We start from the raw sequence: 13,004 nt of genomic DNA on the forward strand, positions 1-13,004 counted from the left end.
GGGTATAATGAAACAAAGGGGTAAATTAGAATTATTATAAATAAGAAAGAGGGATATTAAATGTCACACAATAATGATTCGAAATTAACAGGTTTATTCGGGCATCCAGTAGGCGACAGAGAGAACTCAATGACAGCAGGTTCACGTGGACCGCTATTAATGCAAGACTGGTACTTCTTAGAACAAATGGCACACTTTGATCGTGAAGTAATTCCTGAGAGAAGAATGCACGCGAAAGGTTCAGGTGCATTCGGAACTTTTACAGTAACTAACGACATTACACAATATACATCGGCAAAAATCTTTTCAGAAGTTGGTAAACAAACGGAAATGTTTGCACGTTTTTCAACAGTAGCAGGTGAACGTGGTGCTGCAGATGCAGAAAGAGACATTCGTGGTTTTGCACTAAAATTCTATACTGAGGAAGGTAACTGGGATTTAGTAGGTAACAATACACCTGTCTTTTTCTTCAGAGATCCAAAATTGTTCGCAAGCTTAAACCATGCGGTAAAAAGAGATCCAAGAACAAATATGCGTAGTGCGCAAAATAACTGGGATTTCTGGACATCATTACCAGAAGCATTACACCAAGTTACAATTTTAATGTCTGACCGTGGTATTCCAAAAGGTTACAGACATATGCACGGTTTTGGTTCACATACGTACGCGATGATTAATGATAAAAATGAACGCGTATGGGTGAAATTCCATTTTAGAACGCAACAAGGGATTGAAAACTTCTCTACTGAAGAAGCTGCACAAGTCATTGCAAACGATCGTGAGTCATCACAAAGAGACTTATTCGAAGCGATTGAAAAAGGTGACTTCCCGAAATGGAAAATGTTTATCCAAGTCATGACTGAAGAACAAGCACGCAATCATAAAGATAACCCATTCGATTTAACAAAAGTATGGTTTAAAGATGAATATCCACTTATTGAAGTTGGGGAATTCGAATTGAACAGAAACCCAGAAAATTACTTTATGGATGTTGAACAAGCAGCGTTTGCACCAACAAACATTATTCCGGGTCTAGACTTCTCTCCAGACAAAATGTTACAAGGTAGACTGTTTGCATATGGAGATGCACAAAGATATCGTCTAGGTGTGAATCATTGGCAAATTCCAGTTAACCAGCCAAAAGGTGTAGGTGTCGAAAATATTTGCCCATTTAGCCGTGACGGTCAAATGCGTTTCTTAGATGGTAATGGTGGCGGTAAAACGCATTACTATCCAAACAGCACCGGTGCTTTTAAAGATCAACCTGAATATAAACGTCCACCTTTAGAAGTGGAAGGTACGGCATATGAACACAACTTTAGAGAAGATGACGATAACTACTTTGAACAACCAGGTAAGTTATTCCGTCTTCAATCACCAGAACAACAACAACGTATCTTTGAAAATACTGCGAATGAAATGGACGGTACAACAGATGAAGTGAAACATCGTCATATTCGCCATTGTTATCAAGCAGATCCAGAATACGGTAAAGGCGTTGCAAATGCGTTGGGTATGTTAGAAGACTTAGATGCTATTTTAGGCGATTTAAAATAACACAAAAAAGTTGAGAGTATTGTGCTCTCAACTTTTTTATAATTGTCGTATTTTTGATTAGCAGTAATATGCCGCTATTATTTTGTTTCTCTGTGCAACGTGTGCTTATTTAATCTTGGGCAATATTTCATCATTTCAATACGTTCAGGGTTTGTACGCTTGTTTTTTGTTGTAATGTAGTTACGATCTCCACATTCAGTACAAGCTAAAGTTACATTAATACGCATGGTTTTCCCTCCTTTAATGAATAGATTTAAACTGAAACCATTACGATTTAATATTTTAGCATGGTTTTTCGTATTTGCCAATATTTTTATCTTGCATTGTTAAAAGAGAGTGTGCTAGTATTTAAAACGTAATGATTACGATTTGAAAAGGTGGTTAAAATATATGGCTAAAAAGTCTAAAATTGCAAAAGAAAGAAAACGCGAACAGTTAGTAGCGCAATATGCTAAGTTGCGTCGCGAGCTAAAAGCGAAGGGTGATTATGAAGCGTTGCGTAAGCTTCCAAGAGATTCATCACCAACACGCTTAACAAGAAGATGTAAGGTAACTGGTAGACCACGTGGTGTGATGCGTAAGTTCGAAATGTCTCGTATTTCGTTCCGTGAGTATGCACACAAAGGTCAAATTCCAGGTGTTAAAAAATCTAGCTGGTAATTTTTACAACCCTTTGTTTACTTTATCCTTTAAAGATAGTATATTATCATATGGATAAAATTAATGAGGGGTTTTTTAAATGAAAATTTTTGATTATGAAGATATACAGTTAATTCCAAACAAAAGTATTGTAAAGAGTCGTTCAGAAATTGATACATCGATCCAATTTGGCCCTAAACGATTTAAATTACCTGTCGTTCCTGCGAATATGCAGACAGTCATGAATGAAAAATTAGCGGAATGGTTTGCTGAGAATGAATATTTTTATATTATGCACCGATTTGATGAAGCAGCACGTTTACCATTTATTAAACGCATGCACGAAAAAGGTTTATTTGCCTCAATCTCAGTTGGTGTTAAAGCCCCTGAATTTGAATTTGTAGAACAGATTAAAGCAGAAGGATTAAAACCAGAATATATTACAATCGATATCGCACACGGTCACTCAGATCAAGTAATTGATATGATCAAACATATCAAAAAGCACTTACCTGAAACATTTGTTATCGCTGGTAATGTTGGGACGCCAGAGGGTGTTCGCGAATTAGAAAATGCGGGTGCAGATGCGACAAAAGTAGGTATCGGACCTGGTCGTGTATGTATCACAAAGATTAAAACTGGTTTCGGTACAGGCGGTTGGCAATTAGCGGCTGTTAACTTATGTAGTAAAGCAGCACGTAAACCAATTATTGCTGATGGTGGTATTCGTACACACGGTGATATTGCAAAATCAGTACGTTTCGGTGCGTCAATGGTTATGATTGGTTCATTATTTGCAGCGCACGAAGAGTCACCTGGTGAAACAGTTGAGATGGACGGTAAAAAGTATAAAGAATACTTTGGTAGTGCGTCTGAATATCAAAAAGGTGAACGTAAAAACGTCGAAGGTAAAAAGATGTTCGTTGCGCATAAAGGTGCCCTTCAAGATACATTAACAGAAATGCAAGAAGACTTACAAAGCTCAATTTCGTATGCAGGCGGTAAAGATATCGGCGCATTAAGAAAAGTTGACTATGTGATCGTTAAAAACTCAATTTTTAATGGTGATAGAGACTAATTAACATAAATTAAAAAGCTCGGAAAATCCACATGACATATGTGGGCTTTCTGAGCTTTTTTAATGAAGAAGTGCCTCGAGAGAAGATGGCAATATCGCATTTTATATGTAGCGGACGGATTGGCCGTTACGATAACAATTTGTTCTTACATTTCTCTAAATAGACCTACAACCTTACCTAATACAGTAACTTGTTCTAAATAGATAGGGCTTAACATGCTATTCTCTGGCTGTAAGCGATATCTGTTTTTCTCCTTATAGAAGCGTTTCACAGTTGCTTCATCTTCTTCAGTCATTGCAACGATAATATCGCCGTTTTCAGCAATTGATTGACTACGCACAATGACTTTGTCGCCATCTAAAATACCTGCTTCGATCATACTGTCACCGACAACATTTAGAATGAAAAGTTGTCCGTTGTGTGTTGAAGTAAAATGTTCTGGTAAAGGATAATATTCCTCAACATTTTCAACAGCTGTAATTGGCACACCTGCCGTTACTTTACCGATAACAGGAACAAAAATTGTTGCTTCCATATTAACGGGTTCACCCATTAATTCACTGACAATTTCAATCGCACGCGGCTTCGTAGGGTCACGACGAATATAACCTTTTTCTTCAAGGCGAGAAAGATGACCGTGAACTGTTGAACTCGATGCAAGCCCAACCGCTTCACCAATCTCACGTACACTTGGTGGATAACCTTTTGATTGTACGACTTGTTTAATAAATTCAAAGATTTCACTTTGTCTCTTAGTTAATTCTCTCATTTTTAGCACTCCTTCGCTGAATTTAAAGTTATTATAGCATACTACACGAACAAGAACAAACATTTGTTCGTCTTTCTATTGACACGGAACGCTTGTTCTGATAAATTACTTATACAAACAAATGTTCTAGGAGTGTTTAGTAATGGTACAACATAAATTTTCTGAGTTATATCTTTTTATCATCGTATTTTCAGCGTCAGTAGTACTGTTTTTAACTTTCTTTATTATGGCAAGCCAAAACAACCAAACAGAACAGACGTACGAAATGACAGATCATTCATTGAAAAATACAGAACAAGTTACACCGCATAATAGTAACGAACAAAGCGTGTTTGCTGTGACATTGAGTAAATAAATATTTTTTAAGAAGTTCCGGTCACAATAAATTTAAGCACTGGAAACTGATAAACAGTGTCCTAAAAACAGTGTTTTCAACAGAACTGCCACGATTTTGGCAAAAATAAAAAGCAATTTTGCTCATCGTTTGGTGCTGCTCACATTCTAAGCGCTTCTGTCCCAACCGCGCTCGAGTACGAAGTGTTTGGTTTTTAGTACCTTTTCTGATATATTTTTGTAAAGAAATTGACGGAGGTATGTGGCATGCTTAGCCAAGACAAATTAAATCGTATTAACGAACTAGCAAGAAAGAAAAAAGAGCAAGGTTTAACTGAAATTGAAGCGAAAGAGCAATCTAAATTGAGAAGTGAATACTTAGAAACGTTCCGTGGTAGTTTTAAATCACAAATTGAACAGACTAAAATAATTGACCCTCAAGGCAATGATGTGACGCCTGACAAATTGAAAGAAATTCAAAAGCAAAAGAACTTGCGTAAATAGGTGTCACACTTTATTCATGAATTATTGATACGGATATATTGAATTTCTAGGTTTCCAATATATCTTTCGGTTATAATATGAATATGAACAGAAAAAGAAGGGAAGTTATTTTATGTTTGATAAAAAAGATAATTTAGCAGTAAATACATTGCGTGCATTAAGTATCGATGCAATTGAACAAGCAAATTCAGGTCACCCGGGTTTACCGATGGGTGCCGCGCCAATGGCATATACGTTATGGACGCGTCACTTAAACTTTAATCCAAAGGCGGACAAATATTTTAACAGAGACAGATTCGTATTATCTGCGGGTCACGGTTCGGCGTTATTATATAGTCTATTACACGTATCTGGTGGCTTAGAATTAGACGAATTGAAAAACTTTAGACAATGGGATTCAAAAACACCAGGTCACCCTGAATTCCGCCATACACAAGGTGTTGAGATTACGACAGGTCCATTAGGGCAAGGTTTTGCAATGGCAGTCGGTATGGCAATGGCTGAGAAACATTTAGCAGCGAAATATAATAAAGAAGATCTTTCAATTGTAGATCACCACACGTATGTATTAGCGTCTGACGGTGACTTAATGGAAGGTATTTCACATGAAGCTGCTTCTCTTGCGGGACACTTAAAATTAGATAAGTTAATTACTTTATATGACTCAAATGATATTTCGTTAGATGGTAAAACGAATAAGTCATTCTCTGAGAATATTAAACAACGCTTTGAAGCATACGGTTGGAACCATCTTTTAGTTGAAGATGGAAACGATCTTGAAGCGATTGATCAAGCGATTTCAAAAGCGAAAGAACAAGTAGGTCCAACAATTATCGAAGTGAAGACAATTATTGGATATGGCTCACCAAACAAATCAAACAGCCATACATCACATGGTTCACCACTAGGTGCTGATGAACGTGCATTAACGTTTGATAACTATGCGTTAGATGCGAGCAAACAGTTCCACGTAGATGAAGTAGTCTATGATATTTTCAAAGACACAATGATTGCGCGTGCAGATGCTCATGAGCAAGCATGGGAAGCTGACTTCAAGAAATATGAAGCACAATATCCTGAACTTGCAGCAACATTCAAAACAGCATTAGCAGGAGATCTTCCAGAAGACTATGCTGCTGCATTACCACAATTTGAAGTAGGTCATAACGCTGCATCACGTGCTGACTCTGGTGAAGTGATTCAAGCGATTAGTGCAGCGGTTCCATCATTCTTTGGTGGCTCTGCAGACTTAGCATCATCAAACAAATCAAATGTCAAAGCGGAAGGCGACTTTTCAGCGGGAGACGGCAGCGGCAGAAATATTTGGTTCGGTGTACGTGAATTCGCAATGGCAGCAGCGGTTAATGGTATGGCAGCGCATGGTGGTATTCATCCATATGGTGCAACGTTCTTCGTATTCAGCGACTATGTAAAACCAGCACTACGCTTATCTTCATTAATGGGACTTGGTTCAACATTCATCTTCACACATGACTCAATTGCGGTTGGTGAAGACGGTCCAACACACGAACCAATCGAGCAACTTGCAGGTTTACGTGCGATTCCAAACTTAAACGTCATTCGTCCAGCTGATGGTAACGAAACACGCGTTGCATGGCAAGTTGCGTTAGAATCTAAAAACACACCAACGGCTTTAGTATTAACAAGACAAGGCCTACCTGTTTTAGATGTAGCACCAGCAACTGTTGATGAAGGTGTACGTAAAGGTGCATATGTTGTTTATGAAACAGAAGTAGCACCTGAGTATGTATTACTTGCGACAGGTTCTGAAGTGAGCTTATTAGTCGATGTTGCGAAAGATTTAGCAGAACAAGGTAAAGGTGTACGTGTTGTTTCAATGCCTAACTGGCACGCGTTTGAACAACAACCACAAGAATATAAAGATGCTATTTTATTACCACAAGTTGAAAAACGTGTTGCTGCAGAAATGGGTGCAACATTAGGTTGGCATAAATATGTCGGTATGAACGGTAAGGTCATCGGTATTGATCGATTTGGTGCAAGTGCGCCTGGCGACCTTGTCATTGAAAAATATGGCTTTACAAAAGAACAAGTGTTAGCAGAAATCGAAACACTCTAAGTTCATAAGCATATAGATCGTATAGTGACAAAGGGGCAATGAAAGTATTACGGTGCTTTCATTGTCCCTTTCTTAATAATACCGGCTTAAAAATTGAAAAAGTACGACATTATCCGAATTATCTTGAAAACACGTCTTATTTCTAGTAAAATGCTAAAGGATAAAGAAAGTGGGTGAAACGATGGCTACATGGTTAGCAATATTATTAATTGCAGTTGCACTTATCATCGGTCTTGTTGGTGGATTCTTCTTAGCACGTAAATATATGATGGACTATTTGAAAAAGAACCCACCTATTAATGAAGAAATGTTACGCATGATGATGATGCAAATGGGTCAAAAACCGTCACAGAAAAAAATCAATCAAATGATGACAATGATGAACAAAAATATGGATAAGAAGATGTAGTATCCAATTCTTTAAATAAGCAGGAGAACAGTGTTGCATTCGCGCATTGATTCTCTTGCTTTTTATTATTATGTGTACTTTAATATATATATGATTATTATGTGATCTACATCATTGAGGATAGAGAACGAGCAAGATTTTCTAAGCTCGTATCGAAGTAGGCGCTGAAGGATGGATGTGACCATGATGCTTTTTAATGGAGGCAGATGTCCATTCTTGTATATTGAGGAGTTGTTCACATGAGTTATTTAGTATTTTCGATTATTGTGGCTTTTGTAATGGGGGCAGCTGTGATTGTCGTGCGAATGAAAGCACAGCAATATCCAGTTAATGCGAAGAAGATTATTTTGCCGCCAGTGTTTATGTCTACGGGAGCGTTAATGTATGTCGTTCCATATTTTCGACTCACCAATGCTGAGATTATCGAATCGATTGTGATTGGTATGTTGTTCTCGACGGTATTAATGCTGACATCACATTTTGAAATTAAAGGGAACGATATTTACTTAAAAAAATCTAAAGCATTCCCAATTGTACTTGTTTCATTGCTGGTCATTCGTACGGTTTTAAAGGTGTTTCTAGGTAGTTCGATCGATGCAGGTGAGCTAGCAGGTATGTTCTTCTTACTGGCATTCAGTATGTTATTACCGTGGCGCTTGGCAATGTTATGGCGTTATCAACAATTAAAAAAGCAGGTGCCGAACCATTCCATTTAACTTAAGTGGTTCAGCATAAAATGATAAATATTTATGGAAAAGCAGTTATCGTTGGTCAATGTCACGTGAGCTGCTTTTTCTTTTACATAAATAACGTATTAGAGGTGAAGAAAAATGAAATTGATTCATACAGCAGATTGGCATTTGGGTAAGCGACTCAATGGCCATAGTTTTTTAGATGATCAACGTTATATCTTAGCACAATTTGTAAAGGACATGGCACAGGAAAAGCCGGATGTGATTGTTATTGCTGGCGATATTTACGATACGGCACATCCGAATAAACGAACTGTCACGTTATTTGAGGAGACGATTCAACAACTTAATCTTAAAATGCACATACCAATCGTTATGATTCATGGAAACCATGATAGTAGAGAACGATTAAGTTACGGGTCATCTTGGTTTGATCAAAGTCAATTGTATATTCGTACAACATTGGATGCTTTTTTTGAGCCGATTATTTTTGATGATATTGCGTTGTATACATTACCGTTTTTCACGGTGTCTGAAGCGCGAGAATATCTTGATGAACACGTGGAAAGTTATGAAGAAGCGATTAGAATACTTGTCGCGCGTGTAAAGCCTCAATTGGATACGACCAAAAAGAATCTCCTTGTCGGCCATTTTACGTTGAATGGTGCACCTAAAAGCGATTCAGAACGTGATTTAACAATTGGTACGATTGAAGCCGTTTCTCCCGAATATTTGGACGGTTTTGACGGTGTGCTACTTGGCCATATTCACCATCCGTTTTCATTGAATTACAAGCACATTTTCTATAGTGGGTCAATTTTACAGTATTCATTTTCAGAAGTGAATCAGGCGAAGGGGTATCGTATGATTACCTTTGATGGCGATGGTCATTTACAACAACAATTTATGAAGTTAGTACCACAACACGAATTAGAAGTGATTGAAGGGGAATATGACGCAATTATAAATGGTCGTTTTGAACGTAAATCAGATGATAGTTACTTCCATTTTAAGTTGCGCAATATGAATCATATTACTGAACCGATGCAGAAGCTGAAACAGCTATATCCCAACACTTTAGCGTTAACACCCGAAGTCTTTGTATCATCAAATATGACGCATCCATCGTCGCACATTAAACAACTTCAGCCGATGGAAATTATTAATACGTTCTATGAAATGCATACGGATACGCCACTTTCAAATATTCAACGTGAACAACTCGAAGCATTGATTGAACAACAAAGGGAGGGTAACTAAGTGAAACCAATTTCTTTACACCTTGAAAATTTTGGTCCGTTTGTCGATGAAATAATTGATTTTTCCAAGATACAAGATAATCAACTGTTTTTAATATCTGGTAAGACAGGTTCGGGAAAAACGATGATTTTTGATGGAATTGTGTTTGCCTTATATGGGCAGGCTTCAACTGAAAAAAGAGATGTCAAAGATTTGCGCAGTCAGTTTGCAGATCCTAAAAAACCGCTTAAAGTTACGTTTGAATTTGAAGTGCGTGGTAAACGTTATAAAGTCATTCGTACAGCGGCGTATATTAAACCAGGTAATAAAACGGAAACAAATTCAACATTAGAAGTCTATTTATATGATGGCAAGCGTTATGTCTTAGAAGAGAGTAAGTTGAATGAGGGGAAACAATATTTATTGACGCTGTTGCGATTAAAACAAGATCAGTTTCGTCAATTGTTTATTTTACCTCAAGGGGAATTCAAGCGCTTCCTTGTATCGAAAACAACGGATAAACAAACGATTTTAAGAACGTTATTCAATACGCAATTGTATGAGTATTTGAGTAGTGAATTGTATAAGAAGACGAAAGATATTAGAAGTGACATAGAAAACCAACAAACGCGAATAAAAGATCGCTGGTTAAACTTAGCAACTTTTAATGATGAGACGTTACTAGGTTATCAGTCGTTAACATCTGAACAACATGACCGATTGTTAGAAGTGTTACCACAATATCAAACGATTGGTCAAAAAGTTGTACGAGATTTTGAAGAAGCGACGAATCACATGCGCGATAAAGTTCAAAAGCTGAATAAGCAAATTGAACAACAGGATGAACGCATAGAATTAGAAAAAACATATCAACAACTTGTGAATGAAATTGAAATTTTAGATGCAGAAAAACCTAAAATTCGTCAGTTGAAAGCACAATTGAACCGTATCACAGATAGTAAAGTCGCTGTTAGGTTGTATCAAGATCAGACGAATGCGCGTGTCCAACTGTCCCAATATGAAAAGCAAGTTGCACAATATAGTGCGTCATTAGAATCGCAACAACAAGCGTTAAAGGCATTGCAAGAACAACAAGACCACTTAGCAACTAAAAAAGAAGGCATTGCGACACAACGTACATTTGTAGATAATACGCGTTATTTCTATCAAAATGAAGCACAATATCAAGCGCATAAAGAGGATCGTCAGCGCGATAAACAAGCCATTGCGTCGTTAGACAAACAATGGCATGTGTATAGTGAGCAATATGATGACTTAAAATTATCGCTTAACGGGCAAGAAGTGGGTTTTCATAAGGAAAGTGAACTGTCAGCACAATTACAAGCATTGCGTCAAGCACTGGATGTGATGAAACAAGCTCAGGAGAAAACAGCAGAAGCAGCACAACTTAAACAAGATATTACAACGACAAAGGCAACTATTGAAGATTTGGAAGCAACAATTGCCGAGAAGCAACAACAAGTTCAGCATATGTCTGTAAATGAGCAAGCGGTTTTAAATCATGAAGCAACAGTCCATGCGCTACGTAATACGTTAGAATCAGGTGAGCCATGTCCGGTATGTCGTCAAATTGTACAAGATTCATTAGACGGTCCATCTGTGGCGGATTTGAAGCTTCAGCAAGCACAGAACGAAGCATTAGAAAACGAAATGCGCGTTGCTCGTGAAAAAGTTATTACGGCCCAAACATCATTAAATCATTATGAGCAGGCGTATGAAAAAGTGGCGAATGTCGTGTTTGATAGCGCTCAATTTGAAAAACAACAGCTTGAATTTGAAACAGTGACACAAGCATATAACACACTGCATGAAAGTAATCAGCGTTTAGATAAGGTGAATCAGCAGTTAGTAGCATTAGAAAAATCAATGAATGAAGTCAAACATGAGATGGCTTTAAAGTCCCAGCAACTTTCGAGTCATGATGAAGCGCTTAAACAGTTTGAACAACAAACGGGATATGCAGATATACAAAAATTTGTAGCTGATTATGCGCAACAAATGAAAAACATTGCGGATTATGATGAAGAAGTTACAGCACTTCAAGTAAAAGTGCAACAATGTGAGAAAAAGATGGATGAAGTGACGTCTCAACGTGAAATGGCCCAAACATTGCAGGAAACAGAACAAAATAAAATCAAGCAGTTGGAAACAGAATTACAAGCTGAGCTGTCGCGTTTGAAGTTAAAGGATATCGATGCTTTGAAACAAGTCATGTCTGAAGTGTCTTTAGAAGCAGAGATTAAAGAGAAAATTTCACAACATAACAATAAGTATCATTTATCAGTAAATAAGCAAGCTGAAATACAACAACGGTTAGACAAGATTGAAGTGTTAGATGTAAAAGTTTTAAAAACAGATTATGCGGAATTAGAATCTGCGTATAATGCAAAATTAAAACAATACAATCAAGCAGAAATGAAGTTAAAAGATAATGAAAAATATATTCATGAATTGGAAAGCCAAATTCAATTTTTGAAAAATCAACTTGAAACGCAAAGTGAACTTGTAAACTTGTCTGAAATTTTGAAAGGCAATAATCATAAAAATTTAAGTCTTGAAAATTATGTTTTAACGTATTATTTGGATCAAATTTTAATACAGGCGAACAAGCGCTTATTGAATATGACTGGGGATCGTTATCAGCTGGTACGTGGTGAAAAGACAGGTAAAGGATATAATGGTCTTGAAATTGAAGTGTTTGATTATTATGCGAATCAGTCACGTGCGATTACATCATTGTCGGGCGGTGAAACGTTCCAGGCATCTTTAGCGTTGGCATTAGGTTTAAGTGAGATCGTCCAAAATGAACAAGGTGGCATATCACTCGATGCGATGTTTATTGATGAAGGATTCGGTACGTTGGATCAAGAAACGTTAGAAACGGCACTTGATACACTCATTCAGTTGCAGTCGAGCGGACGCCTCGTAGGTATTATTTCTCATGTAACAGAATTAAAAGAACGTATACCTGTCGTGTTAGAAGTTGTGTCGAACAATTACCAAAGTCATACGAAATTGTTATTAAGGGAATAAATGTAAACAGCCCTTATACGAACAAAAAAGCGTTAGCACTCGAATCATGAATGCTAACGCTTTTAAAGTATGATCATTATTTGTTGCGTAATGAGTCACGGATTTCAGTTAAAAGAACGATGTGTTCTTCAACAGCTTCTTCTACTTCTTCATCTTTTGGTTTTACTAATGTGTTAGCAATTTTAACAAAGATGAATAATGCAACTGCTACGATTAAGAAGTCGATAATCGATTGGATGAAGATACCGTATTTAATACCGAATGCTGACCAGTTTTCAGCGAAGTTCACTTCACCGAATAATAATCCGATAAGTGGCATGATGATGTTTTCTACTAAAGATGTAACAATTTTATTGAATGCAGCACCCATTACAACTGCTACAGCTAAGTCTAATACATTACCTTTTAGCGCAAACTCTTTAAATTCTTGTAACATTTTTTTGCTCCTTTTTTTAAAAGATTTTTATAACAAAAGATATTATACAACATTTAGCTAGCATTACAACACACTTTTTAAAATATATTATTTCCATTTTACACTACGTTGATTATATTTGTCTATTTTGTTATGGTATATATTGTAACTGCATTTTTTAACTTTTAAACTCAATTAAATTGGGTATATAAA

The 13,004-nt window shown here is 36.9% G+C and carries 13 protein-coding genes; 10 read left to right on the forward strand and 3 right to left on the reverse strand.

Annotated features, from left to right (window positions below):
- The first annotated feature begins 60 nt into the window (after positions 1 to 60).
- Entirely contained in the window at positions 61 to 1,557 is a 1,497-nt protein-coding gene (locus tag CD122_RS10435) for a catalase (RefSeq protein WP_103358911.1), read from the forward strand.
- A gap of 77 nt (positions 1,558 to 1,634) precedes the next feature.
- Here the strand turns inward: CD122_RS10435 and rpmG are convergent, their stop codons facing one another.
- Positions 1,635 to 1,784 (reverse strand): 50S ribosomal protein L33, encoded by a 150-nt coding sequence (gene rpmG / locus CD122_RS10440; RefSeq protein WP_044361700.1) that lies wholly within the window; start codon positions 1,782 to 1,784, stop codon positions 1,635 to 1,637.
- A gap of 163 nt (positions 1,785 to 1,947) precedes the next feature.
- Here rpmG and rpsN point away from each other — a divergent pair, with 163 nt between their 5' ends.
- Positions 1,948 to 2,217, forward strand: a complete 270-nt coding sequence (gene rpsN, locus CD122_RS10445) for a 30S ribosomal protein S14 (RefSeq protein WP_103358912.1) — start codon at positions 1,948 to 1,950, stop codon at positions 2,215 to 2,217.
- A 79-nt stretch (positions 2,218 to 2,296) separates the two neighbouring features.
- Positions 2,297 to 3,274: a GMP reductase gene (guaC, locus tag CD122_RS10450; RefSeq protein ID WP_103358913.1), complete on the forward strand. Its 978-nt coding sequence runs from the start codon at positions 2,297 to 2,299 to the stop codon at positions 3,272 to 3,274.
- Positions 3,275 to 3,420: 146 nt separating this feature from the next.
- On the opposite strand, the gene lexA is transcribed toward guaC, so the two are convergent.
- The gene (gene lexA / locus CD122_RS10455) at positions 3,421 to 4,044 is read right to left on the reverse strand and encodes a transcriptional repressor LexA (RefSeq protein WP_103358914.1); all 624 of its coding nucleotides are present in this window, start codon (positions 4,042 to 4,044) and stop codon (positions 3,421 to 3,423) included.
- Between the two features lie 142 nt (positions 4,045 to 4,186).
- Between lexA and sosA the strand changes: the two genes are divergently transcribed.
- The 7 genes from sosA (at position 4,187) to sbcC (ending at position 12,376) form a co-directional block, all read left to right on the forward strand.
- Positions 4,187 to 4,399, forward strand: a complete 213-nt coding sequence (gene sosA / locus CD122_RS10460) for a DNA damage-induced cell division inhibitor SosA (RefSeq protein WP_103358915.1) — start codon at positions 4,187 to 4,189, stop codon at positions 4,397 to 4,399.
- 245 nt (positions 4,400 to 4,644) lie between these two features.
- Positions 4,645 to 4,881: a DUF896 domain-containing protein gene (locus CD122_RS10465; RefSeq protein WP_103358916.1), complete on the forward strand. Its 237-nt coding sequence runs from the start codon at positions 4,645 to 4,647 to the stop codon at positions 4,879 to 4,881.
- Between the two features lie 112 nt (positions 4,882 to 4,993).
- The gene (tkt, locus tag CD122_RS10470; RefSeq protein WP_103358917.1) at positions 4,994 to 6,982 is read left to right on the forward strand and encodes a transketolase; all 1,989 of its coding nucleotides are present in this window, start codon (positions 4,994 to 4,996) and stop codon (positions 6,980 to 6,982) included.
- 181 nt (positions 6,983 to 7,163) lie between these two features.
- Complete coding sequence (locus tag CD122_RS10475; RefSeq protein ID WP_263009870.1) at positions 7,164 to 7,391, forward strand: YneF family protein; 228 nt, start codon at positions 7,164 to 7,166, stop codon at positions 7,389 to 7,391.
- Positions 7,392 to 7,630: 239 nt separating this feature from the next.
- On the forward strand, positions 7,631 to 8,107 hold the full coding sequence (locus tag CD122_RS10480; RefSeq protein WP_103358918.1) for a CcdC family protein: 477 nt from the start codon (positions 7,631 to 7,633) through the stop codon (positions 8,105 to 8,107).
- Positions 8,108 to 8,221: 114 nt separating this feature from the next.
- A complete protein-coding gene (sbcD, locus tag CD122_RS10485; RefSeq protein WP_103358919.1) occupies positions 8,222 to 9,343 on the forward strand; it encodes an exonuclease subunit SbcD in 1,122 nt (373 codons plus the stop codon).
- On the forward strand, positions 9,344 to 12,376 hold the full coding sequence (gene sbcC, locus CD122_RS10490) for an exonuclease subunit SbcC (RefSeq protein WP_103358920.1): 3,033 nt from the start codon (positions 9,344 to 9,346) through the stop codon (positions 12,374 to 12,376).
- Positions 12,377 to 12,452: 76 nt separating this feature from the next.
- Here the strand turns inward: sbcC and mscL are convergent, their stop codons facing one another.
- Positions 12,453 to 12,812: a large conductance mechanosensitive channel protein MscL gene (mscL, locus tag CD122_RS10495; protein ID WP_103358921.1), complete on the reverse strand. Its 360-nt coding sequence runs from the start codon at positions 12,810 to 12,812 to the stop codon at positions 12,453 to 12,455.
- Between the last annotated feature and the right edge of the window lie 192 nt (positions 12,813 to 13,004).

It is taken from the genome of Staphylococcus rostri, assembly GCF_002902145.1.
GTDB lineage: Bacteria > Bacillota > Bacilli > Staphylococcales > Staphylococcaceae > Staphylococcus > Staphylococcus rostri.

Coding starts and splice junctions, on each gene's coding strand:
- guaC (WP_103358913.1), top strand. CDS start 2,297: ATGAAAATTTTTGATTATGAAGATATACAGTTAATTCCAAACAAAAGT.
- CD122_RS10465 (WP_103358916.1), top strand. CDS start 4,645: ATGCTTAGCCAAGACAAATTAAATCGTATTAACGAACTAGCAAGAAAG.
- sbcD (WP_103358919.1), top strand. CDS start 8,222: ATGAAATTGATTCATACAGCAGATTGGCATTTGGGTAAGCGACTCAAT.
- rpsN (WP_103358912.1), top strand. CDS start 1,948: ATGGCTAAAAAGTCTAAAATTGCAAAAGAAAGAAAACGCGAACAGTTA.
- sosA (WP_103358915.1), top strand. CDS start 4,187: ATGGTACAACATAAATTTTCTGAGTTATATCTTTTTATCATCGTATTT.
- mscL (WP_103358921.1), bottom strand. CDS start 12,812: ATGTTACAAGAATTTAAAGAGTTTGCGCTAAAAGGTAATGTATTAGAC.
- CD122_RS10475 (WP_263009870.1), top strand. CDS start 7,164: ATGGCTACATGGTTAGCAATATTATTAATTGCAGTTGCACTTATCATC.
- lexA (WP_103358914.1), bottom strand. CDS start 4,044: ATGAGAGAATTAACTAAGAGACAAAGTGAAATCTTTGAATTTATTAAA.
- CD122_RS10480 (WP_103358918.1), top strand. CDS start 7,631: ATGAGTTATTTAGTATTTTCGATTATTGTGGCTTTTGTAATGGGGGCA.
- CD122_RS10435 (WP_103358911.1), top strand. CDS start 61: ATGTCACACAATAATGATTCGAAATTAACAGGTTTATTCGGGCATCCA.
- rpmG (WP_044361700.1), bottom strand. CDS start 1,784: ATGCGTATTAATGTAACTTTAGCTTGTACTGAATGTGGAGATCGTAAC.
- tkt (WP_103358917.1), top strand. CDS start 4,994: ATGTTTGATAAAAAAGATAATTTAGCAGTAAATACATTGCGTGCATTA.